This is a genomic window from Mesorhizobium sp. M7A.F.Ca.US.002.01.1.1 (genome assembly GCF_004022955.1).
Classification (GTDB): Bacteria; Pseudomonadota; Alphaproteobacteria; order Rhizobiales; family Rhizobiaceae; genus Mesorhizobium; species Mesorhizobium ciceri.
Genome location: NZ_RZQE01000043.1, coordinates 1 through 23,995, shown reverse-complemented (window position 1 = coordinate 23,995; position 23,995 = coordinate 1). Strand labels below are relative to the sequence as shown.

Here is a 23,995-nt window from a genome sequence, read left to right as displayed (position 1 = left end):
GTCTCCTGGTGCGAAAGCTCGGCCCCGGTCATGCCGGCCGCCAGATTGGTGATGACCGAACAGGCGGCGACGCGCAGTCCGAGGAAGCGGGCGAGAATGACCTCCGGTACGGTCGACATGCCGACCGCATTGGCGCCCATGATGCGCGCCATGCGGATTTCGGCCGGCGTTTCGAAGCATGGGCCGGAGAACCACATATAGACGCCCTTGTGCAGGGTGGTGCCGGTCGCTTTTGCCGCCCGCTCGATGGCCTGGCGGATGCCGGCATCATAGGCTTCGGTCAGGCCGACAAAACGCCGGTCGCTTGGTTCGCCGATCAGCGGGTTGGTGCCCGAGAAATTGATGTGGTCCGATATCAGCATCACCGAGCCCGGCGGCATGTCCGGATCGACCGAGCCGGCGGCATTGGTGAGGATCAGTTTCGTGATGCCGATGCCGGCAAGCACTTCCAGCACCGGCCGCATCGCCGCGGCGTTGCCGTGCTCATAGTAATGGGCACGGCCCGACAGCAGCAGCACCGGCACGCCGGCAAACAGCCCTGCCACCACTTCGCCGGCGTGCCCGGTGACACCGCTTCTGGGAAAGCCGGGCAGGTCGGCATAGGAGATGCGGATCGGGTCCTCGATCTGGTCGACCAGACCGCCGAGGCCCGAGCCGAGCACCAGTGCCGTGGCCGGCGCCAGGCCGTCCAGCCTTTCGACGAGATGATCCAGGGCTTTTTCCGTCATCGTTGCCAGCTGTTCATTTGAGCCTGTTGCTCATTTCAAAATATCGCCGCGGAAGCCGTAAGGCAGCATGTCGCCCATGGTCACGGTTTCGGCCACACCCGCATTGTCGCAGAGATAGAGCTTTGTTTCCGGCCGGCAGAATTCGGCAAGCCGCTGGCGGCAGCCGCCGCAAGGCGAGCATTTGGCCATGCGTTCGGCAAGCACGGCGATTTCCACGATCTTGCCGCCGCCGCCCATGATGTAGTGGCCGAGCGCCGTGGTCTCGGCGCACCAGCCTTCCGGATAGGAGGCGACTTCGATGTTGGCGCCGGTAAAGACGCGACCGTCCTCGGTGCGCAGGGCAGCGCCGACCGGAAACTTAGAATAGGGCGCGTAGGCCTTGGCCATGGCGGCCTTGGCGGCCTCGAACAGATCATGCGACATTCAGCGTTCTCTCCGATGATCGTGTTCAAAACCCGGCGCAAAGCCGACCCGTCGCTCAACGTTCCTTGACGTAAGGCACGCCGCCGGCGCGTGGCGGAATGGCCTTGCCGATGAAGCCGGCGAGCAGGATGACGGTGAGGATGTAGGGCAACGCCTGCATGAACTGCGCCGGCACCTTGCCGATGATGGGCAGCGGGGATCCTTGCAGGCGGATCGACGCTGCGTCCAGGAAGCCAAACAGCAGGCAGGCGAACATGGCGTTGACCGGCTTCCACTTGGCGAAGATCAAGGCTGCCAGCGCGATATAGCCCTTGCCGGCAGTCATGTCCTTCACGAAGCCGCCATTTTGCACCATCGACAGGTAGGCGCCGGCAATGCCGGTGAGGATGCCGGTGCAGATCAGCGCCCGGTAGCGCAGCCAGGCGACCGAGATGCCGGCGGTGTCGACGGCGGCCGGGTTCTCGCCGACGGCGCGAAGGCGCAGGCCGAAGCGGGTGCGAAACAGCACCCACCAGGTGAACGGCACCATCAGGAAGGCAAGATAGACCAGGATCGAGTGGCCCGACAGGAGTTCGGCATAGACCGGTCCGATGATCGGCACGTCGCGGATGGCCTCGGCGCCCGGCAAGGTGATGGCCTCGAAGCGCTCGCCCGGTTGCAGCGCCGGCGTGCGCCCGCCCTGCTGGAACCAGGCCTGGCCGAGGATGATGGTTGAGCCGGCGGCGATGAAATTGATCGCCACGCCGGAGACGATCTGGTTGCCGCGATGAGTGATCGAGGCAAAGCCGTGGATCATGGCGAAGGCGACCGAGATCACGACCGCCATGCCGAGGCCGAGAAAGGCCGAATGGAACACGGAAGCTGCGGCCGCACCGGCGAAGGCGCCGACAAGCATCTTGCCTTCGAGGCCGATGTCGAAGATGCCGGCGCGTTCCGAATAGAGCCCGGCGAGGCAAGCAAGCAGCAGCGGCACCGAGAGGCGGATGGTGGAGTCCAGTGTCTGGATGATCGCGTTGAACACATCCATCTCAGGCACCTTTCCCCTTGACCGCTTCCATGCCGACCGATCGCGGACTGAACGAGGCAAACAGCGCCTGGATATAGGGCCGGAACATGTGCTCGAGGGCACCGGCAAACAGGATCACCAGGCCTTGAATGATGACGATCATGTCGCGGCTGATTGCCGGCATCTCGAAGGCGAGTTCGGCGCCGCCCTGGTAGAGCATGCCGAACAGGACCGCCGCCAATACGATGCCGACAGGGTGCAGGCGGCCCATCAGCGCCACGGCGATGCCGACGAAGCCGGCGCCGGAAACGAAGTCGATGGCGACATTGTGCTGATCGCCCATCACCGGATTGAGCGCCATCATGCCGGCCAGTGCGCCCGAGATCATCATGGCGGTGATGATGATGCGGGTTTCGGAAATGCCGGCATAGCGTGCCGCCTTCGGGCTGTGACCGTAGGTGCGCATCTCGTAGCCGAGCTTGGTGCGCCAGATCAGCAGCCAGACCAGGAAGGCCATGACCAGCGCCAGCAGGAAGGTGACGTTGAGCGGCGCCGAACGGATCTTGGCGCCGAACAGCTCGATGATCCAGTTGAGTTTGGGCAGTTCCGCGCCGGCGAGGAAGTTGCGCGTCTGCGGCGCTTGCGAGGCGGCTGGCTTCAACGGGCCGACCAGCAGGTAAACCATGATCGAGGCGGCGATGAAGTTGAACATGATGGTGGTGATGACGATGTGCGAGCCGCGCTTGGCCTGCAGATAGGCCGGGATAAGCGCCCACAATGCGCCCACCGCCGCCGCAGCAATGATCGCCAGCGGGAAGGTCAGCCACCACGGCAGTGTACTGTCGAAGCTCAGGCAGACGATGGCGATGCCAAGGCCGGCGATGTAGGCCTGCCCCTCGGTGCCGATGTTGAACAGGCCGCAATGCGCGGCCACCGCCACCGAAAGCCCGGTGAAGATGAAGGTGGTGGCATAAAACAGGGTGAAGGCGATGCCTGTGCCTTTGCCGAAGGCGCCTTCGACCAGGATGACGGCGGCGCGCAACGGATTCTCACCGACCAGAAGCACGACGAAGCCGGCGACGACGAAGGCGACGAACAGATTGATCAGCGGGATCAGGCCATAGTCGGCCCAGGCCGGCAGTTTGGCGTAAGGCGTGCTCAAAGTGCTGCCTCCTGGTGCTCGATGCCGGCCATCAGCAGGCCGAGCTCGCCCTCGGTCGCTTCGGAGCCGCGCTCGCCGACGATGCGGCCGGCAAACATCACCAGGATACGGTCGGACAGCGAACGGATCTCGTCCAGCTCGACCGACACCACCAGCACCGCCTTGCCCTGATCGCGCATGGCGATCAGGCGCTTGTGGATGAACTCGATGGCGCCGACATCGACGCCGCGTGTCGGCTGGCCGACGATCAGCACGCCCGGGTCCTGTTCCATCTCCCGTGCCAGCACGATCTTCTGCTGGTTGCCGCCGGAGAAATTGGCGGTCTTCAGCCGGCAGTCGGCCGGGCGGATGTCGTATTTGGCGATCTTGTCCCTGGCATCGTTGCGGATGGCATCGATGTTGAGGAACGGCCCCTTCAAATAGCGGGGATCATCGTGATAGCCGAGGATCGAATTCTCGTTCTCCTCGAAGGCCAGCACCAGCCCGACGTGATGGCGGTCCTCCGGCACATGCGCCAGGCCACGGTCGCGCAACTCTCCGGGGTCGGCGGCACCGGTCAGGTCGATCGGCTTGCCATCCAGCATGACCGAGCCGGAAACGGCACGCCTGATGCCGGAAATCGCCTCGAGCAGTTCGGATTGTCCGTTGCCGGCGACACCGGCGATGCCGACGATCTCGCCGGCCCTGATATCGAAGGAGATGTCGTCGACCATGGTGACGCCGCGCGTATCCCTGACCGTCAGGTTCTTGACTGCGAGCTTGACGGCGCCGGCCTCTGCCTCGCCCTTCTCGACCCGCAAGAGCACGCGCCGGCCGACCATCAGCTCGGCCAGTTCCTCGACAGTCGTCTTCCTGGTCTCGCGCGTCGCCACCATCGTGCCCTGGCGCATGACCGACACCGTGTCGGTGATGGCCATGATCTCGCGCAATTTGTGGGTGATCAGCACCACCGTCTTGCCCTGGTCCTTCAACTGCCGAAGGATGCGGAACAGATGGTCGGCTTCGGCCGGCGTCAAAACGCCCGTCGGTTCGTCGAGGATCAGGATCTCGGCGCCGCGATAGAGCGCCTTCAGGATCTCGACACGCTGCTGCAGGCCGACCGGCAGTTCCTCGATGATTGCATCGGGATCGACTTCCAGCCCGTATTCACGCTCCAGCCGCTCCAGTTCGGAGCGCGCCTTGGCGATGCTCTTCTTCAAGAGCGCATCGCTTTCGGCGCCGAGGATGACGTTCTCCAGCACTGTGAAATTGTCGACCAGCATGAAGTGCTGATGCACCATGCCGATGCCGAGCGCGATGGCGTCATTGGGGGTCTTGATCGAAGCCGGCTGGCCGCCAACGCGGATCTCGCCGCTGTCGGCCTGGTAGAAGCCGTAGAGGATCGACATCAGCGTCGACTTGCCAGCGCCGTTCTCGCCGACAATGCCGTGGATCGTGCCGCGACCGATCTCAAGATTGATGTCCCGGTTGGCGCGCACCGCACCAAAACTCTTGTTGATGCCGATCAACTCGATTGCGGCTTGCGCCATGCAGCCTGTCCCACTCTTATTTTTTTATCGCTTGGTCAAAACGCCTAGCATGACGCTCCGCCCGTGCCAATTGGCGGAGCAGGTTCACTCTCGACAAATCCCGGTGCGCTTGTCAATTTGCAACGTGGCCGGGGCCTTCACATTCGCTAGTATGACGGAGCCGAAATTCGCATTGCGGCGCAAGACATCGCGGCGCAAGACATCGCGGTGAAGACTGGGGAATTCACATGACCATACCCGCCGACCGGCTGACGACGCTGGAAATCCGCGCCGCCGAGCAGGAGAAGACCATCGAGGAACTGTCCGGCCAGATCGCCGAGCAGTGGAAAGTGATCGAGCGCATGCAGCGCAAGCTCGACGCGCTGACGGATCGCTTCCTGGCGCTGGAGGAGCAGACGGGAGATGAAGTGCCTGTAACCAAGCCGCCGCACTGGTGAGGAAAAAGGGAAGGGCGCACGCCATGGCCAGTGAAAGCGATCGCATTGCACGGGCCAGCGACTATGTGCGTGGCCTGATGAACGATGCGGAGCGCGAACGGGCCGAACGTGATCTGGAGATCGACCCGGCCTTCCGCGACGAGGTCGTGCGACTTGCCGAGCGCATGCACGTCTTCGACCGTGCCGAACCGGGGGATGGCGAAGAGCGCTGGAAGCAGATCACGCAGCGCATTGGCGACCTGCCGCAGATGCGTAGTTCTGGCCTGAGCGACGCCAGGCCGCCAACCGTGATCCGAAGCCTGTCGCAGCGGCCATACGGCGTCGGCGTCCACGCGCTGGGCGGCCGGCGTGGATTTGTGGTTGCCGCCGGACTGATGGTGGCGTTCGCGCTCGGTTGTCTCGTCGCGAAGCTGCTATAGGCGAGGCCGGCGAGACATCAGAGCCATCGTCTCGCCGTCCGAACTGCATATCTCAACGATGTTCCAGCCGAGGGCCGCGTAGAAACCACGCGCATCCCATGTGTAGAGATAGAGCATCTCGACGCCCCGTGACGCCGCATGGGCTTCCGTTGCCTTGACCAGCGCGGTGGCGATGCCTTGGCGTCGATACCTTGCATCGACAACCAACCCGGCCAGCCATGGCGTCAGATCATGCGCGGGCTCCAATTCGTGGCGGACCAGCAGGCATGTCCCGACCGGGGTGTCGCCGATCCGGGCCACGAATGCCGCCTCGAAACCGTCACCGGCGATCAAGTCGCGAAGCCCTGCAGCATCTTCCCCGAGAGTCCTTCCGGTTCCCTCGAAAAAGGCAGACAGGCGCAGTTGCGCGACCGCTGCTACGTCGTGCTCGCCCATGGGTCCGATCGTCGGCTGCATCTGTATCTCGAAACGGTGTCCGGCACGGAGCGAAGGTTTCGCTCGATCCGGTAAAGGCAAAACCGCCGGGCTGGCGCCCGGCGGTTTGCAGATCATGGCTGTGTGTTCGTGCCGCTCAATAGGGGCAGGCGTTGTCAGTCGTATAGTCGTGTACTTCGACCTTGCCGGCAATGATGTCGGCCTTGGCTTTTTCGACGGCCGCCTTCATCTCGTCCGTCACCAGCGCCTTGTTGTTTTCGTCCATGGCGTAGTCGACGCCGCCTTCCTTGAGGCCGAGATTCTCGACGCCGCCCTTGAAGGTGCCGTTCTTGCCGTCCATGAAGGCGGTGTAGACGGCGACGTCTACGCGCTTCAGCATCGAGGTCAGTACCTTGCCGGGCTGCAGGCCGTTCTGGTTGGAATCGACGCCGATGCCGAGCTTGCCGGCATCTGCCGCCGCCTGCAGCACGCCGACGCCGGTGCCGCCTGCCGCGGCATAGACCACGTCGGAGCCCTGGTCGATCTGCGTCTTGGCGATCTCGCCGCCCTTGGCCGGATCGTTCCAGGCAGCCGGCGTGTCACCCGTCATGTTCTGGATGACATCGGTCGCGCCGGCCGATTTGGCACCGCCGACATAGCCGCATTCGAACTTGCGGATCAGCGGGATGTCCATGCCGCCGACGAAGGAGACCTTCTTCGACTTCGAGGCCATCGCCGCCATGATGCCGACGAGATAGGAGCCTTCGTTTTCCTTGAATACCAGCGAGCGGACATTGGGCATGTCGACGGCGTCGTCGATGATGGCGAAGTTGAGATCGGGATATTCGGCCGCGACCTTCTTCAGTGCATCCTCCCAGGCGAAGCCGGCCATGACGATCGGGTTGTGGCCGTCCTCGGCGAAGCGGCGCAGCGCCTGCTCACGCTGCGAGGCATTGGAGACCTCGAATTCGACGTAGGCCGTGCCGGTTTCCGTCTTGAATTTCTCGGCGCCGTGATAGGCAGCCTCGTTGAAGGATTTATCGAATTTGCCGCCGAGATCATAGAGGATGGCCGGCTGGACATCCGCGGCGAAAGCCGGAAGAACCATTGCGGTTGCGGCCAGGAGGCCGAGAACGATACGTTTCATGTGATCCACACCCTGTCGGTTATTTTTTCCGTTACGCACCGCATGCCGGCCCGGTTCTCCGGCAGGCATGCGACGTCAGCCAGGAGTGTATTCCCTCCCGCTCGGCGGCAATCTGGCATGGCCCGAAACAAAATTCACGCGGAATTTTGACCTTTTGGAAAAGCTTGGTGCGGGCAAGCCGCACCGCAGCTTGTGTCAGGCGGAGGCGGCGGCAGGGATGGCGCAAGCGACACCGGTGCCTTTGAGGTTGCACGTGCCGTAAGGGTTCTTCGCCAGATATTGCTGGTGATCGGCTTCGGCGAAGTAGAATTCGGCCGCCGGGGCGATCTCGGTGGTGATCCTGCCGTGGCCGGCACCGCGCAGCGAGGTCTCATACGCATCGCGCGAGGCGCTCGCCGCCAACAGTTGCGCCTCGTCGCTCGTGTAGATCGCTGAACGATAGGCGGTGCCGACATCATTGCCCTGGCGCATGCCCTGCGTGGGATCGTGGCTTTCCCAGAACAGCTTCAGAAGCCCAGCATAGGAGACGATCCCGGGGTCATGGACCACCAGCACCGCTTCGGCATGACCGGTTAGCCCGGTGCAGGTCTCCTGATAGGTCGGATTGGGCGTGAAGCCGCCGGCATAGCCGGCCGCGGTGACCCAGACGCCTTCGATCTGCCAGAACAGCCGCTCCGCAGCCCAGAAGCAGCCGAGCCCGAACATGGCCGTCTCCAGCCCCTCGGGATAAGGACCCTTGAGCGGTCTTTTCAAGACCTTGTGCCTGGATGCGGTCGGGATCGCCCTGGCGCGGCCCGGCAGGGCCTCGGAGGGCTTCGGCAGATTGAGCTTCTTGTTCAGCATATCGCTGAGAAAGAACATGCGCGGGTTTCCCTCTCTTCGCGGAAAGCGGATCAGTTTGCGACGAACTGTCCGGCGCGACGTTGCCGCCTGTAGCCTATCGCATAGAGCAGGAAAGCCAGCACCGCGAACACGGCGAAGCCCGGCTGGTTCAGCACCCAGGCGATGGCGCCATCCCACAGCAGCGGGCTGGTCTTGGTTCGGATGAAGGTCTCGAAGGCGGCCCGCGTGTCGGGCGAGACCGCCAGCCAACTGCTGTTGAGCGGGGTCAGCACCAGCACGGAGGCCGCCACTGTGCGTGTCGCGTCGAGCACCGCCATGATGACGGAAATCGACAGCGCGATCATTGCGGCAAGACGAAAGACGAAGCGAAACATCAGAACCCTCCTCCGGGCTGGTCCTCTCCCGAGGGGCTTTTCAGAGATAGAATGCGCATGGCTGGATCGCAATCGCCATACGCGAATTTGCAGACTCCAAACTCAGGTCAACGGAGGGCCGGACGACAGTCGGTCGGGTCGCTTTTCATTGACATGTGAGGGCAGCTATGCTAATAATTTCGGTATGGCGTTGACTTGCGCCGATGACCCGCCGCACAGGCGGGTTTTTGCGTTTGGTGCTCGCAAACCGACTTGCCGGCGAAGTCTCCAAAGACCGTGTGAACCCGGATTTGTTGCCCGCGCGAATTATGCGGCCGGCTTCCTTTTGTGCCGGTGGACACGCCAGACAGCAAAAACGCCGCCGCCGATGGCGCCGATCACCAGACCGGCCAGGCCGGTGAACACGGCGAAATAGCCGCAGGCGCCCTCGAAACAGCTCATCTCGGTGGCATCGGCGATCAGCGAGCCGATGGCGAATCCGCCCACGGCGCCGATGACCGCGCCCAGGACGATGCCGAGCAGCGCGGCGATGACCGAGACGAAGGCCGATGGGCTCTCGGTTTTCGGATTGACATAAACGGCATCGGCTTCGGATCCATGGCGCAGCAGATAGATGCAGAGCGCGCCGATGGCGATTTCGGCGCCGGTGATGACAAGCGCCTGGCCCGAGAAGACGAATCCCGGCACCGTAGGGGCATAGGCATGGATGACCAGCAGCCCGACGATTATGGCAATCTGCCAGATCGTGAACTGGCGCGGGAAGCGGGCCGAGCGGCCGAAGGCGAGGCCGAGCAGGTAAAGCCCCCACAGGATGGTGACGATGTCGACGACGAGCCCGCCATAGATAAGGTAAAGCACGCTGTCTGGCAGGCCGGTGGCGCCGACCGCGGGCCAGACGGAGATCAGGCCGTAGACCGACCACGCCATGACGAAGACAAGCCAGCCCACCGGCACGAAGGACAGCCCGCTGTCCGGCCGCCTGACTGGCGTCTGTCCATTGCTCGATGTCATGTCCGCACAATGCCCTCGCAAAGCCTCGGCACCCGACAGGCAACTCCGGGGGAAGTCAAGGGCGGCCGTCCCTGCGGTCCTGCCTGTGCACACCATTGCAGCGGCGGCGCCCGCAAAAACGGGCATGCCGGCGGCCTCGTGAAACACTGTGTGGCCGGCAAAGCGAATAGACTGCCGTTATGGCTTGGCATTCGCCGTCGGATCGACTAGATGAGCCCCGCGCCTGTTGCTTCGACGGCTCAGGTGCAGGGGAAGGCGTTTGCTGGTTGGCGACGCCGATGGCGAAAGTTCCGTCTTTCCCCAAGGGAGGTGCATCTCCCCAACCCGCGCGGCAAAACCGGCCGACGCGACATGCATGGACGGAGAGGTGGCCGAGTGGTTGAAGGCGCACGCCTGGAAAGTGTGTTTACGGGAGACCGTAACGCGGGTTCGAATCCCGCTCTCTCCGCCATCCTGCTTCGCTCTACGAGCTTCGCAGGACAAGCCCGAGCCTTTGCGCGAAGCAGGGCGGTAAACATCCCGCCGCGCTCTGCCCTAAAAACCTGCCAATCACAGGAGATGGCATGCCGAACGATGTAATCGTGCGCGACAGCAATGGCGCTCAATTGAATGACGGCGATTCCGTCACGCTGATCAAGGACCTCAAAGTCAAAGGCACTTCGGAAACGATCAAGCGCGGCACGTTGGTGAAGGCTATCCGCCTGAACGGCAATCCCGGCGAGATCGAATGCAGCACCAAGCAAGTGAAAGGCCTGGTGCTCAAGACCGAGTTCGTGAAGAAGGCGTGAGCCTCAGGGCGGCAAGCGATCTCGATGGCTCCTTCGGGATTTTGGAGAGCCTGCCGTCGCCAAGTGGACTGCGGAGCCGTTGAGCGTCCGGCACACGATCGTTGCGCTGCGAAATTGATAATTTCGCCGACCAGGCACAATCAAAAAACCGCCAAGACCCAAGCTTGGAACCTCCTGCCTTGTTGCGCGTTTCACCGCGTCTCGTTCGCGGACCCGCCGGATATCTCTCCAAGCGCGCAAAAAAACCAGGAGCCCGCTTCATGCACGACAAGCTGTTTCATTCCCCGGTCGCACTCTCGGTCGGCCTTGGCTTCAAACGCGAGATTGCGTCGCTGGCCGAAATGCACGACTTCCTCACCAATTGGACGACCTCCCGCCGCGGCCCGCTCTACCGCAACGCGGTGGAAGCATGTGAACTCGCCATCCCAGGCTATGTGACCATCGAGCAGGCCCGCCACGCGCTCGTCCAGTTTGCGCAAGCTTCTTGTATCCTGTGGCCGGACCTCGAGCCGGTGGCGGGCGTGCACGCCGTTGCGCGTGGCTATGGCGGCTACGCCGCCTGAAGATCGATACCCTCCGTGGCGGCTAAAGCCACACCACCATAGAAGGCCCGGCTGGCCCCAGCCGGGCTTTCCCGTTTCCGGCAGCTCGCAAGCAAATCGCAATCCTGTGGCTGGCCACCTGCCTTGCGCGACAATCCCCTGCGTGGAGTGTTGGGAAGAGCCCGCGCAAAAATCTTTATGAAATTCCTATTTCTTTCCACTGCGCCCCGTCTCGAACCTTTATGGCGATCGGGTCCATATTCCCCTCACACAGCCGGTTCCGTCGTCAAAGATGCGACGGGCCACTTCCGATATATTGCGAAATCCCCTGTCAAATTCGCAAAGTACAAAAGAACAACAGGAATAAACACAATGGATATAGCCGTTATCGGGATCGGAATTTTGTTCTTCGCCCTTTGTTTCGCCTACATCAAAGCTTGTGACGCGCTCTAGAGCGAGGCTGAAAAAATGATCGTCGACTATATTCTTGGTGGCGGCGTTACGCTGTTCCTGCTCGCCTACCTGACATACGCCCTCGTTCGTCCAGAACGCTTCTGAAGGCACGGAAAGCCACAGCCATGACACTGAACGGTTGGATACAGATCCTGGTCTATTGCGGGATCGTCATATTGCTGGTGAAGCCGCTCGGCGGCTACATGCACCGCGTCTTCAACGGCGACCGGACGCTGCTCTCGCCCGTCTTTGGCCCGCTCGAGCGCGGGCTGTACCGTGTTTGCGGAACCAGCGAACGCGAGGAACAGCACTGGACCACCTATGCGGTCGCCCTGCTGCTCTTCAACCTTGCCGGCTTCCTGGTGCTCTACGCCCTGCAGCGCCTGCAGGGCAGCCTGCCCTACAACCCGGCCGGCATGACAGCGGTTGAACCAGGGCTCGCCTTCAACACCGCCGCCAGCTTCATGACCAACACCAACTGGCAGAACTATGGTGGCGAGAGCACGATGTCCTATCTCGTGCAGATGGCTGGGCTGACGGTGCAGAACTTCGTTTCGGCGGCCACGGGCATTGCCATAGCCATCGCGCTGATCCGCGGCTTTGCCCGGGCTTCGGGCAAGTCGATCGGCAATTTCTGGGTCGATATGACCCGCTCCACACTCTATTTGCTGCTGCCGTTCTGCGTCGTGCTGACGCTGGCCTATGTCTGGCTCGGCATGCCGCAGACGCTGGGCGCCTATGTCAACGCCACGACGCTCGAAGGCGCGCAGCAGACCATCGCCGTCGGCCCGGTCGCTTCGCAGGTGGCCATCAAGATGCTCGGCACCAATGGCGGCGGCTTCTTCAACGCCAATGCCGCGCACCCGTTCGAGAACCCCGACGCGATCTCCAACCTGATCCAGATGGTGTCGATCTTCGCCATCGGCGCCGCCTTGACCAATGTCTTCGGCCGCATGATCGGCAACCAGCGCCAGGGCTGGGCGATCCTCTCGGCCATGGGCGTCATGTTCATCGCCGGTGTCGCCATCTGCTACTGGGCGGAAGCCGCCGGCAACCCGCTGGTGCATGCGCTGGGCATCGACGGCGGCAACATGGAGGGCAAGGAGACACGTTTCGGCATCGCCTTGTCGGCGCTGTTTGCCGTCATCACCACGGCCGCTTCCTGCGGCGCTGTCAACGCCATGCACGGCTCGTTCACGGCGCTCGGCGGCATGATCCCGATCATCAACATGCAGCTTGGCGAAGTCATCGTCGGCGGTGTCGGCGCGGGCCTCTACGGCATCCTGATGTACATCGTCGTCGCCGTCTTCGTCGCCGGCCTGATGGTCGGTCGCACGCCCGAATATCTCGGCAAGAAGATCGAGGCCAAGGAGGTCAAGATGGCGATGCTGGCCATATTGTGCCTGCCGCTGGCGATGCTGATCTTCACGGCCATCGCCGTCGTGCTGCCGACCGGCGTGGCGTCGATGGGCAATGCCGGCCCGCACGGCTTCTCCGAGGTCCTCTATGCCTACACGTCGGCGGCGGCCAACAACGGTTCGGCCTTTGGCGGCCTCAGCGGCAACACGCCCTGGTACAACATCACCATCGGCATCGGCATGCTGATGGGCCGCTTCCTGGTCATCATCTCGGCGCTGGCCATTGCCGGCTCGCTGGTGGCGAAGAAAACGGTTCCGGCCTCCGCCGGCACCTTCCCGACCGACGGCCCGCTGTTCGTCGGGCTGCTGATCGGCGTCATCCTGATCGTCGGTGGCCTCACCTTCTTCCCCGCGCTCGCCGTCGGGCCGATCATCGAGCACCTGGCGATGGCTCACGGGCAGACCTTCTGAGACCGCCATGTCGTGGTTCAATGCCATGCGCCGCAAGGTCGCCCACAGGGACGATCACGGAAAGGAGGAGGGACCTCCTCCTTCCCCGACCCTGTCGACGTTTCTCGGCCTTGCGGCAGTCATGCTCGTCCTCTGGCTGCTGGCCTACGGGCCGCCCCATCTCTTTTCGGCATCCGATCATCCGGTGCCGTCCAACAACACCGAAGCCGGAGCTTCAAAATGAGCAACTCGAAATCAGCCAGCATCATGGATGCCAGCATCCTGCTTCCCGCCATCGGCGGCGCCTTCCGCAAGCTCGACCCGCGCACGCTGGCCAGGAACCCGGTGATGTTCGTCGTTGCCGTCGTCTCGGCGCTCACCACCGTGCTGTTCGTCAAGGACCTGGTCTCCGGCGGCGGCAATCTCGGCTTCACGCTGCAGATCATCATCTGGCTTTGGTTCACCGTGCTGTTCGCCAACTTCGCCGAAGCGGTCGCAGAAGGCCGCGGCAAGGCGCAGGCGGATTCGCTGCGCAAGGCACGCACCGAGACCAAGGCCAAGCTTTTAACCGGTGAAGACCGCACCAAATACAAACTTGTGCCCGGCACCAGCCTCAAGGTCGGCGATGCCGTGCTGGTCGAGGCCGGCGACATCATCCCGTCCGACGGCGAAGTGATCGAAGGCGTCGCTTCGGTCAACGAGGCCGCGATCACGGGCGAATCCGCGCCGGTGATCCGCGAATCCGGCGGCGATCGTTCGGCGGTCACCGGCGGCACGCAGGTGCTGTCCGACTGGGTTCGCGTGCGCATCACGGCGGCTTCCGGCCACACCTTCCTCGACCGCATGATCTCGCTGGTCGAAGGTGCGGAGCGCCAGAAGACGCCGAACGAGATCGCGCTCAACATCCTGCTCGTCGGCATGACGCTGATCTTCGTGCTGGCCACCGCGACGATCCCGAGTTTTGCTTCCTATTCGGGCGGCTACATTTCGGTGACCGTTCTGGTGGCGCTGTTCGTCACCTTGATCCCGACCACGATCGGGGCGCTGCTTTCGGCCATCGGCATCGCCGGGATGGACCGCCTGGTGCGATTCAACGTGCTGGCCATGTCGGGTCGCGCCGTGGAAGCCGCAGGCGACGTCGACACGCTGCTGCTCGACAAGACCGGCACGATCACGCTCGGCAACCGCCAGGCGACGCAGTTCCGCCCGGTCAAGGGCGTCACCGAACAGGAACTGGCCGACGCGGCCCAGCTTGCCTCGCTCGCCGACGAAACGCCGGAAGGCCGTTCCATCGTCGTGCTGGCCAAGGAGAAATACGCCATCCGCGCCCGCGACATGGCAACGCTGCACGCCACCTTCGTGCCCTTCACAGCACAGACCCGTATGAGCGGCGTCGACATCGATGGTTCGTCGGTGCGCAAGGGCGCCGTGGATTCCGTGCTTGCCCATGTCAACCAATCGACGGTCGCAGCCCATGCCACGCGGCCCGGCAGCGATACCGTCAGGGATCTCCAGGCCATCGCCGACGAGATCGCCAAGTCCGGCGGCACGCCGCTGGCGGTCGAACGCGACGGCCGCCTGCTCGGCGTCATCCACCTCAAGGACATCGTCAAGGGCGGCATCAGGGAGCGCTTCACCGAACTGCGCCGCATGGGCATCCGCACGGTGATGATCACCGGCGACAACCCGATGACGGCGGCGGCGATCGCCGCGGAAGCCGGCGTCGACGACTTCCTCGCCCAGGCCACACCGGAGGACAAGCTGAAGCTGATCCGCGACGAACAGGCCAAGGGCAAGCTGGTTGCCATGTGCGGCGACGGCACCAACGATGCGCCGGCCCTCGCGCAAGCCGATGTCGGTGTCGCCATGAACACCGGCACGGTCGCCGCCCGCGAGGCCGGCAACATGATCGATCTCGACAGCGATCCGACCAAGCTCATCGAGATCGTCGAGATCGGCAAGGCGCTCTTGATGACGCGGGGTTCGCTGACGACCTTCTCGATCGCCAACGACGTCGCCAAATATTTCGCCATCATCCCGGCGATGTTCGCCGTCTTCTACGTCGCACCGGGACAGACGACCGGTCCGCTGCAGGCACTCAACGTCATGCATCTGGCGACGCCGCAGAGTGCCATCCTGTCGGCCATCATCTTCAACGCGCTGATCATCATCGCGCTGATCCCGCTGTCGCTGAAGGGCGTCAAATATCGGGCCATCGGCGCCGGCGCGCTGCTCAGCCGCAATCTTCTCGTCTACGGCCTCGGCGGCCTCATCGTGCCTTTCGTCGGCATCAAGGCGATCGACATGATCGTCACCACGCTTGGCCTCGCTTAACTCTTTGTTTTAACGCAATTCCCTAGGGAAAACCGCTTCACACTTTTCCTGGAATTGCTTTGAGGAACATCTCCATGCTCACCCAGATAAGACCCGCGATCATCATGATCGTCTTCTTCACGGTCCTGACCGGCCTGATCTATCCCCTGGGCATGACCGGCATCGCCCAGGCGCTGTTTCCGCGGCAGGCCAATGGCAGCCTGGTCGAGAGGGACGGCAAGATCATCGGCTCCGAATCGATCGGCCAGGGGTTTGCCAGCGACAAGTATTTCCACGGCCGCCCTTCGGCTGCCGGCGACGGCTACAATGCAGCCTCCTCGAGCGGCAGCAATCTCGGCCCGACCAGTCCCAAGCTGATCGACCGCATCAAGGGCGACGCCGAGAAGTTGAAAGCGGAAAACCCGAACCAGCCTGTTCCGATGGATCTGGTGACGACGTCCGGCAGTGGCCTCGATCCCGACATCAGCCCGGAAGCCGCCTACTTCCAGGTCGCTCGGGTGGCCAAGGCCAGGGGCATCGAGGAAGCCAGGGTCAAGGCGCTTGTCGATGCCCAAGTCGAGGGCAGGGAACTCGGCTTCATGGGCGAGCCTGTGGTCAATGTGCTTGGCCTCAACCTTGCGCTGGACGTAGCGAAAGAGTGAATGGCGGCGGCCGGGGATCGACAGTACCCCCGGCGCCATCCATGATCGATCCCGATGCCTGACGACAGAAGCAGCGACACCAGACCCTCGCCCGACGCACTGCTTGACCATGCCGAGCGGGAGGGTCGCGGCCGCCTGAGAATTTTCCTCGGCGCGGCACCGGGCGTCGGCAAAACCTATGAGATGCTGATGTCGGGCCGCGCCAGGCTGGCCGACGGCGTGGATGTGGTGATCGGCGTCGTCGAGACGCATGGCCGCAAGGAAACAACGGCCCTGGTCGAGGGCTATGAGGTCATTCCCCGCCGCAAGGTCGACTACAAGGGGCGTATCCTCGACGAGATGGATATCGACGCCATCCTCGCCCGGCGCCCGGCGCTGGTTCTTGTCGACGAGCTCGCCCACACCAACGCGCCCGGCAGCCGCCACCCCAAGCGCTACCTCGACGTCCAGGAGATCCTGACGCACGGCATCGACGTCTATACGACGCTTAACATCCAGCATGTCGAAAGCCTGAACGACGTCGTCGCCCAGATCACCAAGGTCAGGGTTCGCGAGACGGTTCCCGATTCCATCATCGACCAGGCCGACGATGTCGAGATCATCGATCTCACCCCCGACGACCTGATCAAGCGGCTCGAGGAAGGCAAGGTCTATTTCCCCAACACCGCGCAGCGCGCGATCGAGAACTATTTCTCGCCGGGCAATCTGACGGCGCTCAGGGAACTGGCGCTGCGCCGCACCGCGCAGCGTGTCGACGACCAGTTGCTCATCCATATGCAGGCGCACGCCATTCCAGGACCGTGGGCGGCAGGCGAAAGGGTCCTCGTCTGCCTCGACGCGCGACCTGGAGGAGCGGCCCGCGTGCGCTATGCGCGCAGGCTGGCCGACCGGCTGCGTGCGCCGTGGACGGCGCTGCACGTCGACAGCACGCGCTCGGCCAGCATGCCCGAGAATGACAAGGACCGGCTGGCGACGAACCTGCGCCTTGCCCAGCAGCTTGGCGCCGAGGTGACGACCATTCCGGGTCAGAATGTGGCGCAGGACATCGTGCGTTATGCGACGGCGAACAATTTTACCCATATCGTCGTCGGCAGGCCGACCCGGTCGCGCTGGCGCGAATTGATCGAAGGCTCGCTCACCTACGATCTCATCCGCAATGCCGGCGATATCAGCGTCCATGTCATTTCGGGAAGCGAACGCGGCACCGAGGCGGCGTCGCGGAGCGTCAAGGCGGCCGACGAGCAGTGGCAGTTCGAAATCTGGCCCTATCTCAAGGCGACGGCCTTTGTCATCGGCTCGCTCGCCTTCGCCGTCCTTCTCGATCAGTTTCTCGACGTTCGCAATCTGGCGATCATTCTGCTCATCGGGGTGCTGGCATCGGCGGTGACCGGCGGCCTGTGGCCGGCTCTGTATGCTTGTTTCGTCAGCGCCCTTGCTTTCAATTATTTCTTCCTGGAGCCGCGCTATACGCTGACGATCAGGGATCCGGAGAGCATCGTCGCGCTTGGCGTCTTTCTCGTCGTTGCGGTCATTGCCAGCAATCTGACGGCGCGCGTGCAGCGCCAGGCGGTCGCCGCCCGCTCGCGGGCGCGGGCGACGGAGGATATCTACCTCTTTTCGAAGAAGCTCGCCGGCGCCGGGACGCTGGACGACGTCCTCTGGGCCACCGCCTTCCAGATCGCCTCGATGCTGAAGCTGCGCGTGGTGCTGCTTTTGCCGGAAGACGGGACGATCACCGTCAAGGCCGGCTATCCGCCTGATGACACGCTGGCCGAAGCCGACATCGCCGCCGCCCGCTGGGCCTGGGAGCACAATCGTGCCGCAGGTCGCGGCGCCGACACGCTTCCGGGTGCCAAGCGCCTCTATCTGCCCTTGCGGACCGGGCGCACGGCCATCGGCGTCGTCGGCCTCGACAACGACAAGCAGGGACCGTTGCTGACGCCCGAGCAGCAGCGGCTTCTCGACGCACTGGCCGACCAGGCGGCAGTCGCCATCGAGCGTATCCAACTGGTCGCCGACGTCGACCGGGCCAAGCTCGCCGCCGAGGCGGACAGGCTGCGCTCGGCGCTGCTCACCTCCATTTCCCATGATCTGAAGACGCCGCTCGCCGCCATCATGGGCGCCGCCGGCACGCTGCGGGATTTTTCAGCAGCACTTCCCGAACCGGATCGGGCCGAACTGCTGTCGACGGTGCTCGACGAATCCGAGCGGTTGAACCGCTTCATCGCCAATCTGCTCGACATGACCAAGATCGAGTCCGGCGCGATGGAGCCGAACTACGCCTTTCACTATGTCGGCGACATCGTCGGCTCCGCCCTGCAAAGGGCCAGGAAAATCATCGGCGAGCACAAGATCGAGACGGACATCCCCAGGGATTTGCCGATGTTGAAGGTCGACCCGGTGCTGTTCGAGCAAGCGTTGTTCAATCTTCTCGACAATGCGGCGAAATATGCCCCGGCCGGCTCGACGATCCGCGTCCAGGGCTGGACCGACAATGGCTCCGTCCTGCTGCAGATCATGGATGAAGGGCCGGGCATTCCTCCCGGCGATCTGGAACGGATTTTCGACACCTTCTACCGGGTGCGCAAGCGCGACCAGATCCGCGCCGGCACCGGGCTCGGCCTGTCGATCTGCCGCGGCTTCATAGAGGCGATGGGTGGCACGATCACGGCGGCAAACCGGACCGACGGTTCGGGCGCGGTCTTCACCATCAAAATGCCCAAGCCGGCAAATCCGCCCAACTTCGACGCTTCGAATACCGACGATGTGGGTGACCTGGCATGACAAACTCGAACGTCAGGATACTGGTCGTCGATGACGAGCCGCCGATCCGCAAGCTGCTGCGCGTCGGCCTCGGCAGCCAGGGCTACGCGATCAGCGAGGCGCCGAATGCCAGGGCGGCCATCGAGCTGATGGAGGCGGAGAAGCCGGACCTCGTCCTGCTCGACCTTGGCCTGCCCGGCATTAGCGGCCATGAGTTGCTGCGCAAATGGCGCGACGACGGCCTCGACATTCCGGTGGTCATCCTGTCCAGCCGGACCGACGAGGCCGGTATCGTCCAGGCCCTGGAGCTCGGCGCCGACGACTATGTCACCAAACCCTTCGGCATGAACGAACTGGTCGCACGCATCCGCGTGGCGCTCCGCCACAAGTTCCAGCAGCAGGGAGAGAAGCCGATTTTCCAGACCGGCGATCTCAGCGTCGATCTGGTCAAGCGCATCGTCAAGGTCGAGGGCAAGGAGGTAAAGCTGTCGCCGAAGGAATACGACATCCTGCGCATGCTGGTGCAGCACGCCGGCAAGGTGCTGACCCACCATTTCCTGTTGAAGCAGGTCTGGGGCGACTCGTCCGACGTGCAGTATCTCAGGGTCTATGTGCGCCAGCTCAGGCAGAAGATCGAGAAGAGCCCCGACCAGCCACGCTACATCACCACCGAGACCGGCGTCGGCTACCGCCTGCGCGAGGTCGAATGAGCGGGTTGGGCGCTTCTAGCCAGTAGCTTCCAGCTGCTGGCCAAGCGGCTTGGAAACCCGCAAGGCCGCGAGACAGCCGACAATGCCGAGCGGGACGAAGGCAAGAAACAGCCAGGACGCGACATTCGCCGCCGCGTCGTGGTTCAAACCTTGCGAAAAGCCGCTGGCATTGGCGACGATGCCGGCAAGGGCTGCACCCACGGCGTAGCCGATGCGCTGCATGGTCGGCACCGCCGCCGAGGCGATGGTCTGCTCGCTCTTCGGGGCGGAGGCGACGATGACGCGTGTCAGGAACGGCCAGGCGATGCCGAAGCCGCCGCCTTGCAACAGGGCACAGATCAGGATGAGCGGGATGGAGCCCAGGGGTATCGTGTAGGCAAAGCCGGCGATGCCGGCCGCGATCATCACCGCGCCGCCGATGATGATCAGCCGCTCGCGCCGCGGCGGCGCGTTGGCGACCAGGATCGACAGGATCGACCAGGCGATCGATTCGGCGGCGATGATGTAGCCGGTGGTCAGCAGCGGAATGTCGTGAAGGCTGGTCAGCAGCAGCGGCCCGTAGACGCCGAAGGAACAGGTGGCCACCGAAAAAGCGGCAACCATGGTCATGCCGGCGCCGACCGGCGTGCGCCATGAGAACAGCCGCGCCGGGAACAGCCGCGAAAGCGGCTTCAGCGCGTCGATGGTGAAGAACAGCAGCAGGCCGATGAGGCCGAAGGCCATCAGCAGCGAAGAGCGCAGCAAGGCGATGTCGACGCCGGCCGAGGCGATCAGCACCACGGCAACGGCAAGGCAGGCAAGGGCCGCGAACGGGAAGGGCGGCGCCCCGCCTGCGCTCGCCTTCGGCCTCGTCGCCTCCGGCGTGTCGAGCACGATGAAACTTGCCAGCGCCATGGCTGCGCCGCCGAGGGTGAAGATGCCGAAGGCCCAGCGCCATGACAAAAGCTCGGTCATGATCGCGCCGAGCAATGGTCCGCTGAAGGCGGCGACGCCCCAGATCGCCGACATGATGCCGAAAAGCTGCGGCCAGATGGCGCGCGAGAACAGTCGTTCGACCGAGACGAAGGCCAGCGACACCAGCGCACCGCCGCCAAGTCCTTCGATCAGGCGGCCGGCGAGGAACAGTTGCATGGAAGGCGAGGTGGCGCAGATCAGGGCGCCTGCTGCGTAGAGCAGGGCTGCGACCACCATGTTGGTGCGCAAGGGGACATAACTCACCAGCCGTCCGGCGGCCGCGCCGGCAACGATGGCACCGAGTTCGTAGATCGCCAGCGACCAGCCGACGAGCTGCACGCCCGCCAGTTCGCCGACCATGGCCGGCATCACCGTTGCCACCATCGTCTCGTTGGTGGCGTGCAACAGGATGCCGAGGCTGATGAAGCAGAAGCGCGCCAGGTCGCCGCTTGCCCATAATCCGCGCCAGTCGACCTTGTTTGTGCTGATCTCGGTCATTTCCACCCCTGTCTTGCATATCTCGACGCCAGCGCAGGACGCCAGAAGCCAGTGCGGCTTTCCGGCAGGACCATGCGGTTCGACAGCGCCGGATCGGGCGCCGCATCGAGGCGTTGTTTCGTTCGGGGCAGGCTTGTAAAACCTCAACCGGGGTTGAGCTCAAGCGGTTTTTTGAGGACCGTTCGCGCGGCAGCCTTTCCGATTGGCGGGTTCGTTGCGCGATCAGTTCTCGGTGCTGCGCAGCTGGAACTGGCTGACGCCGATCGCGAGGTTCATGCCGGTCTGCGTCTGCAAGCTGAGCGGCTGCAAGGTGAAGGCTTGCGAGGAGCCGCCGACCAGCAGATTGGCGCCGGCGCCGACGGCGGCCGTCACCTCGGCGCTGGCGCCGATGTAGTCGCCGGCCAGCGCACCCGGCGCGTAGATGTTCTTCAGCGGCGTCAGCACGATCCACTGCATGACCGTCTGCTTCGTCGTGCCGATGTCGAGGCCGTATTTGTTGACGGCGCCGAAATAGGCTTCCGACGCGAAGCTCTTGTCGGCGGGGTTGAAGGTGCAGCTCAGATCCTTGCTCGAGCCGAAGATGAAGCCGGTGCCGCCGCCAATGGCACAGTCAAGCGTACCGAGCTCTATGCCTCGGTCCTGCGCCTGCGCTGCTCCGACAAACACGGTAGCGAATATGGCAGCGATGGCTGTCTTCAGCATGATGGTCCCCTCAAAAATCAACGGCGCGGAACCATCCTATCTGGTTCCGCGCCGCGGGGTGAGGGGTCATGGAGCGCACGGCTCCATGCGATCACTTGAATGAATGGATCAGCTGGAGCGAGGTCACGGCCACGGCAAGGTTGACGCCGGTCTGCGCCTGGACGCTGAGCGGCTCCAGCATGAAGGCGCTGTCCAAGCCGCCAACCAGCAGATTGGCGCCGCCGCCGGTCACCACGCTCGCCTCGGCGTTGACGCCGTAATAGCTGCCGGCGAGATCGCCTCCGTCATGGTCCCGGGTCGCAGCCAGCACGGCCCAAACGAGCTGGCCCTGATGCGTCTGGCCGACATCGAGGCCGATCTTGGAGATGACGCCTGTGTAAACCTCGGACGGCCCGTGATGATGAGGCCGGAAGACACAGGACACGCCCTTGTTGGAAGCGACGATATAAGCGGTGCCGCCGTCGATGGTGCAATCGAGCGTGCCGAGTTGCAGCTTGCCGGCGCTGGCTGGAGCCACCGCGAACATCGTCGTGGCGAGGGCAGCGGCGCAGGCGAGTTTCTTGATCATGGGAGGGTCCTTTCGCAAATTGCTTTTCGATAACGGCTTGGGAGGCCAGACCGTTCCGCTGAAAACTTGGCGCGATCAAGGCAGGGGCCGAAAGCCTCCTGCCGGGGTTAATGCGCGGTTGCGAAGTGCGTCTTTTCGGACACGCCAAGGATCCCGCGGCATTTGGATGTCACGCGGATTTGTATGGGAAGCGTTTGCCGAAACCGAGATCAGCTGACGCGGGCGAGGCCATCCTTGGCCGGCTGGTAGGTCGGGTCGAGGCGAACGGCTTCCTTATAGGATTTCGCGGCTTTCGCCTTGTCACCGCGCCGCTCGTAGATCAGCGCCTGGTTGGCCCAGGCCTCGGCGTTCTTGCCGTCGAGCTTGATCGCCATGTTGAAATCGGAGAAGGCGTTGTCCTCGTCATTGGTCGCCAGATAGGAGAGGCCGCGGCCGTTGTAGGGCTCGGCGGCGTCCGGCGCCAGCGAGATGGCGGTCGAGAAATCCTCGATGGCGAATTTGTGCTGGCCCTGGCTCTGATAGATCAGGCCTCGATTGTGGTAGGCGCGCGCGTCGGTCGTATCGAGCTGGATCGCCTTCTGAAAGTCGTTGAAGGCGTCCTGGGTGCGACCCGCCTTGCGGTAGAGATTGCCGCGGCCGATATAGGCGGCGTCATAGTTCGAGTTGATCTGGATCGAACGGTTGTAGTCCGCGAGCGCGGCTTCCTGGTTGCCGAGGAAGCGCTGGATGAGCGCACGATTCGAATAGGCCTGGAAGAAATTCGGATTGAGCTGGATGGCTTGATTGAAATCCTTGAGCGCCGCCTGGTATTGGCCGCCACGGCCATAGGCCGAGCCGCGCACATTGTAGCCTTCGGGATCCTGGGGATTGCGCTGGATGACCGCCGACAGCGAGGAAATGTTCTCGCTCGAGCCTTGCGCCTTGTCGATGTTGTTGAATTCACCGGTCGGGCCCGCCGTTTGGCAGCCGGCAAGCGCCAGTCCGGAGAGCAGGGCCGCTGTCAGGGCGAAACCACGCAATGCGGTCCCGCGCTCCACGCTCGTTGCGTTCATGTCTGCCCTGTCCTCACTTCAAGCCGCGTCGTTCAGATCCGGCTCCCCCTCCGGACCGGTCACATCAAAACAAAAAGGTGGCGGCGATTCCACATCGCGCCACCTCTGATATCCTTCGAAAAGGACGAAAAATTGGCGTTAGAACCGCGGCGGACGCGGAGCGCCAGCTGCACCACCAGCGGCGCCGGCAGCAACAGGGCGCGGCGTCATCGGCAGCAGGCCTTCGCGCTGGGCGCGCTTGCGGGCCAGCTTGCGGGCGCGGCGAACGGCTTCAGCCTTTTCGCGGGCGCGCTTCTCGGACGGCTTCTCGTAGTGACCGCGCATCTTCATTTCGCGGAAAATGCCCTCGCGCTGCATCTTCTTCTTGAGAGCGCGAAGCGCCTGATCAACGTTATTGTCGCGGACGAGTACCTGCACGGGCAATCCTGTCTTTCGGGTTTGATATCAACAGGCAAGCGATCATAGCCGCTAGCCTCCGCGGTGGTTTACACCACGAATTGTGGCGGCTGATAGCAGAATCATGCCGCGCTGTCCACAGCGGAAATGAATTTGCGGTGCCAGCCGCAGTCTGTTTGCCTTGAGATAAGGAGCCGACTAGGCCGTCGCGAGGTGCAGCCGCTCGAAATCCTCGAAGAACTCGCCGTAGTCGCAGGTGATCTCCTCGCCCACGGCGATGTCGCGGGTCGCGG

At 63.5% G+C, this 23,995-nt stretch carries 26 protein-coding genes and 1 tRNA gene; 12 read left to right on the top strand and 15 right to left on the bottom strand.

From position 1 onward, the window contains the following. From EN932_RS07615 to EN932_RS07595, 5 genes are all read right to left on the bottom strand, one after another. Positions 1-728, bottom strand: a 728-nt coding sequence (locus EN932_RS07615) for a purine-nucleoside phosphorylase (protein WP_128368776.1), incomplete at its 3' end; no start/stop codon positions are given. 30 nt (positions 729-758) lie between these two features. After that, complete coding sequence (cdd, locus tag EN932_RS07610) at positions 759-1,151, bottom strand: cytidine deaminase (protein WP_013529630.1); 393 nt, start codon at positions 1,149-1,151, stop codon at positions 759-761. Between the two features lie 55 nt (positions 1,152-1,206). Further along, entirely contained in the window at positions 1,207-2,178 is a 972-nt protein-coding gene (locus EN932_RS07605) for an ABC transporter permease (RefSeq protein ID WP_024502794.1), read from the bottom strand. Position 2,179: 1 nt separating this feature from the next. Beyond that, positions 2,180-3,319 carry an ABC transporter permease gene (locus tag EN932_RS07600; protein ID WP_024502793.1) on the bottom strand — a complete coding sequence of 380 codons (1,140 nt, stop codon included), beginning with the start codon at positions 3,317-3,319 and terminating at the stop codon, positions 2,180-2,182. After that, positions 3,316-4,848, bottom strand: a complete 1,533-nt coding sequence (locus tag EN932_RS07595) for an ABC transporter ATP-binding protein (protein WP_013529633.1) — start codon at positions 4,846-4,848, stop codon at positions 3,316-3,318. Before EN932_RS07595 ends, EN932_RS07600 begins: the two co-directional genes overlap by 4 nt. Before the next feature lie 227 nt (positions 4,849-5,075). Between EN932_RS07595 and EN932_RS07590 the strand changes: the two genes are divergently transcribed. After that, entirely contained in the window at positions 5,076-5,285 is a 210-nt protein-coding gene (locus EN932_RS07590; RefSeq protein ID WP_013529634.1) for a SlyX family protein, read from the top strand. Positions 5,286-5,308: 23 nt separating this feature from the next. Further along, a complete protein-coding gene (locus tag EN932_RS07585) occupies positions 5,309-5,704 on the top strand; it encodes a hypothetical protein (RefSeq protein WP_127368211.1) in 396 nt (131 codons plus the stop codon). On the opposite strand, the gene EN932_RS07580 is transcribed toward EN932_RS07585, so the two are convergent. The 5 genes from EN932_RS07580 to EN932_RS07560 all read right to left on the bottom strand — a co-directional run bounded on the left by EN932_RS07580 (position 5,699) and on the right by EN932_RS07560 (position 9,493). Then, positions 5,699-6,160: a GNAT family N-acetyltransferase gene (locus EN932_RS07580; protein WP_013529636.1), complete on the bottom strand. Its 462-nt coding sequence runs from the start codon at positions 6,158-6,160 to the stop codon at positions 5,699-5,701. The two genes, EN932_RS07585 and EN932_RS07580, sit on opposite strands and share 6 nt — an antisense overlap. Before the next feature lie 115 nt (positions 6,161-6,275). Then, positions 6,276-7,265 (bottom strand): BMP family ABC transporter substrate-binding protein, encoded by a 990-nt coding sequence (locus EN932_RS07575; protein WP_013529637.1) that lies wholly within the window; start codon positions 7,263-7,265, stop codon positions 6,276-6,278. A gap of 195 nt (positions 7,266-7,460) precedes the next feature. After that, entirely contained in the window at positions 7,461-8,126 is a 666-nt protein-coding gene (gene msrA / locus EN932_RS07570; RefSeq protein WP_013529638.1) for a peptide-methionine (S)-S-oxide reductase MsrA, read from the bottom strand. A gap of 32 nt (positions 8,127-8,158) precedes the next feature. After that, on the bottom strand, positions 8,159-8,482 hold the full coding sequence (locus EN932_RS07565) for a hypothetical protein (protein WP_024502789.1): 324 nt from the start codon (positions 8,480-8,482) through the stop codon (positions 8,159-8,161). A 306-nt stretch (positions 8,483-8,788) separates the two neighbouring features. After that, positions 8,789-9,493 (bottom strand): hypothetical protein, encoded by a 705-nt coding sequence (locus tag EN932_RS07560; RefSeq protein ID WP_245322014.1) that lies wholly within the window; start codon positions 9,491-9,493, stop codon positions 8,789-8,791. 361 nt (positions 9,494-9,854) lie between these two features. On the opposite strand from EN932_RS07560, the gene EN932_RS07555 reads away from it, so the two are divergent. The 10 genes from EN932_RS07555 to EN932_RS07505 all read left to right on the top strand — a co-directional run bounded on the left by EN932_RS07555 (position 9,855) and on the right by EN932_RS07505 (position 19,532). After that, positions 9,855-9,944: transfer RNA gene (locus EN932_RS07555), tRNA-Ser, on the top strand. A gap of 112 nt (positions 9,945-10,056) precedes the next feature. Then, the gene (locus EN932_RS07550; protein ID WP_127368209.1) at positions 10,057-10,281 is read left to right on the top strand and encodes an alkylphosphonate utilization protein; all 225 of its coding nucleotides are present in this window, start codon (positions 10,057-10,059) and stop codon (positions 10,279-10,281) included. A gap of 260 nt (positions 10,282-10,541) precedes the next feature. Continuing rightward, positions 10,542-10,844 carry a DUF982 domain-containing protein gene (locus EN932_RS07545; RefSeq protein ID WP_013529642.1) on the top strand — a complete coding sequence of 101 codons (303 nt, stop codon included), beginning with the start codon at positions 10,542-10,544 and terminating at the stop codon, positions 10,842-10,844. A 447-nt stretch (positions 10,845-11,291) separates the two neighbouring features. Then, positions 11,292-11,381, top strand: a complete 90-nt coding sequence (locus tag EN932_RS07535) for a K(+)-transporting ATPase subunit F (RefSeq protein ID WP_032808122.1) — start codon at positions 11,292-11,294, stop codon at positions 11,379-11,381. A 20-nt stretch (positions 11,382-11,401) separates the two neighbouring features. Further along, entirely contained in the window at positions 11,402-13,105 is a 1,704-nt protein-coding gene (kdpA, locus tag EN932_RS07530) for a potassium-transporting ATPase subunit KdpA (protein ID WP_127368207.1), read from the top strand. Between the two features lie 7 nt (positions 13,106-13,112). After that, positions 13,113-13,328, top strand: a complete 216-nt coding sequence (locus EN932_RS07525; RefSeq protein ID WP_127368206.1) for a hypothetical protein — start codon at positions 13,113-13,115, stop codon at positions 13,326-13,328. Continuing rightward, a complete protein-coding gene (gene kdpB, locus EN932_RS07520) occupies positions 13,325-15,418 on the top strand; it encodes a potassium-transporting ATPase subunit KdpB (RefSeq protein ID WP_063168982.1) in 2,094 nt (697 codons plus the stop codon). The genes EN932_RS07525 and kdpB overlap by 4 nt, the downstream gene beginning before the upstream one ends. Before the next feature lie 74 nt (positions 15,419-15,492). Further along, on the top strand, positions 15,493-16,059 hold the full coding sequence (gene kdpC / locus EN932_RS07515) for a potassium-transporting ATPase subunit KdpC (RefSeq protein ID WP_063168981.1): 567 nt from the start codon (positions 15,493-15,495) through the stop codon (positions 16,057-16,059). 54 nt (positions 16,060-16,113) lie between these two features. Next, positions 16,114-18,843: a sensor histidine kinase KdpD gene (locus tag EN932_RS07510; RefSeq protein WP_063168980.1), complete on the top strand. Its 2,730-nt coding sequence runs from the start codon at positions 16,114-16,116 to the stop codon at positions 18,841-18,843. Further along, a complete protein-coding gene (locus EN932_RS07505) occupies positions 18,840-19,532 on the top strand; it encodes a response regulator transcription factor (RefSeq protein WP_063168979.1) in 693 nt (230 codons plus the stop codon). Before EN932_RS07510 ends, EN932_RS07505 begins: the two co-directional genes overlap by 4 nt. Positions 19,533-19,547: 15 nt before the next feature. Here EN932_RS07505 and EN932_RS07500 read toward each other — a convergent pair whose 3' ends face one another. From EN932_RS07500 to rpsU, 5 genes are all read right to left on the bottom strand, one after another. After that, positions 19,548-20,984 (bottom strand): MFS transporter, encoded by a 1,437-nt coding sequence (locus EN932_RS07500; RefSeq protein ID WP_063168978.1) that lies wholly within the window; start codon positions 20,982-20,984, stop codon positions 19,548-19,550. A 222-nt stretch (positions 20,985-21,206) separates the two neighbouring features. Next, entirely contained in the window at positions 21,207-21,686 is a 480-nt protein-coding gene (locus EN932_RS07495; protein WP_063168977.1) for a DUF992 domain-containing protein, read from the bottom strand. A 91-nt stretch (positions 21,687-21,777) separates the two neighbouring features. Then, the gene (locus EN932_RS07490) at positions 21,778-22,254 is read right to left on the bottom strand and encodes a DUF992 domain-containing protein (protein WP_128368775.1); all 477 of its coding nucleotides are present in this window, start codon (positions 22,252-22,254) and stop codon (positions 21,778-21,780) included. Positions 22,255-22,463: 209 nt separating this feature from the next. Continuing rightward, complete coding sequence (locus EN932_RS07485; protein ID WP_013529652.1) at positions 22,464-23,306, bottom strand: tetratricopeptide repeat protein; 843 nt, start codon at positions 23,304-23,306, stop codon at positions 22,464-22,466. Between the two features lie 138 nt (positions 23,307-23,444). After that, positions 23,445-23,723, bottom strand: coding sequence for a 30S ribosomal protein S21 (rpsU, locus tag EN932_RS07480; RefSeq protein ID WP_013529653.1), 279 nt, complete (start codon positions 23,721-23,723; stop codon positions 23,445-23,447). Positions 23,724-23,995 lie beyond the last annotated feature (272 nt).

Excerpts from the sequence above, each read along its gene's own strand:
- EN932_RS07560 (WP_245322014.1), bottom strand. The coding sequence starts at position 9,493 with ATGACATCGAGCAATGGACAGACGCCAGTCAGGCGGCCGGACAGCGGG.
- kdpB (WP_063168982.1), top strand. The coding sequence starts at position 13,325 with ATGAGCAACTCGAAATCAGCCAGCATCATGGATGCCAGCATCCTGCTT.
- EN932_RS07495 (WP_063168977.1), bottom strand. The coding sequence starts at position 21,686 with ATGCTGAAGACAGCCATCGCTGCCATATTCGCTACCGTGTTTGTCGGA.
- EN932_RS07580 (WP_013529636.1), bottom strand. The coding sequence starts at position 6,160 with ATGCAGCCGACGATCGGACCCATGGGCGAGCACGACGTAGCAGCGGTC.
- EN932_RS07605 (WP_024502794.1), bottom strand. The coding sequence starts at position 2,178 with ATGGATGTGTTCAACGCGATCATCCAGACACTGGACTCCACCATCCGC.
- EN932_RS07550 (WP_127368209.1), top strand. The coding sequence starts at position 10,057 with ATGCCGAACGATGTAATCGTGCGCGACAGCAATGGCGCTCAATTGAAT.
- EN932_RS07535 (WP_032808122.1), top strand. The coding sequence starts at position 11,292 with ATGATCGTCGACTATATTCTTGGTGGCGGCGTTACGCTGTTCCTGCTC.
- EN932_RS07505 (WP_063168979.1), top strand. The coding sequence starts at position 18,840 with ATGACAAACTCGAACGTCAGGATACTGGTCGTCGATGACGAGCCGCCG.
- kdpC (WP_063168981.1), top strand. The coding sequence starts at position 15,493 with ATGCTCACCCAGATAAGACCCGCGATCATCATGATCGTCTTCTTCACG.
- cdd (WP_013529630.1), bottom strand. The coding sequence starts at position 1,151 with ATGTCGCATGATCTGTTCGAGGCCGCCAAGGCCGCCATGGCCAAGGCC.
- EN932_RS07485 (WP_013529652.1), bottom strand. The coding sequence starts at position 23,306 with ATGAACGCAACGAGCGTGGAGCGCGGGACCGCATTGCGTGGTTTCGCC.
- EN932_RS07545 (WP_013529642.1), top strand. The coding sequence starts at position 10,542 with ATGCACGACAAGCTGTTTCATTCCCCGGTCGCACTCTCGGTCGGCCTT.
- EN932_RS07510 (WP_063168980.1), top strand. The coding sequence starts at position 16,114 with ATGCCTGACGACAGAAGCAGCGACACCAGACCCTCGCCCGACGCACTG.
- EN932_RS07575 (WP_013529637.1), bottom strand. The coding sequence starts at position 7,265 with ATGAAACGTATCGTTCTCGGCCTCCTGGCCGCAACCGCAATGGTTCTT.
- EN932_RS07525 (WP_127368206.1), top strand. The coding sequence starts at position 13,113 with ATGTCGTGGTTCAATGCCATGCGCCGCAAGGTCGCCCACAGGGACGAT.
- EN932_RS07490 (WP_128368775.1), bottom strand. The coding sequence starts at position 22,254 with ATGATCAAGAAACTCGCCTGCGCCGCTGCCCTCGCCACGACGATGTTC.
- EN932_RS07565 (WP_024502789.1), bottom strand. The coding sequence starts at position 8,482 with ATGTTTCGCTTCGTCTTTCGTCTTGCCGCAATGATCGCGCTGTCGATT.
- msrA (WP_013529638.1), bottom strand. The coding sequence starts at position 8,126 with ATGTTCTTTCTCAGCGATATGCTGAACAAGAAGCTCAATCTGCCGAAG.
- EN932_RS07585 (WP_127368211.1), top strand. The coding sequence starts at position 5,309 with ATGGCCAGTGAAAGCGATCGCATTGCACGGGCCAGCGACTATGTGCGT.
- EN932_RS07590 (WP_013529634.1), top strand. The coding sequence starts at position 5,076 with ATGACCATACCCGCCGACCGGCTGACGACGCTGGAAATCCGCGCCGCC.
- EN932_RS07595 (WP_013529633.1), bottom strand. The coding sequence starts at position 4,848 with ATGGCGCAAGCCGCAATCGAGTTGATCGGCATCAACAAGAGTTTTGGT.
- EN932_RS07500 (WP_063168978.1), bottom strand. The coding sequence starts at position 20,984 with ATGACCGAGATCAGCACAAACAAGGTCGACTGGCGCGGATTATGGGCA.
- kdpA (WP_127368207.1), top strand. The coding sequence starts at position 11,402 with ATGACACTGAACGGTTGGATACAGATCCTGGTCTATTGCGGGATCGTC.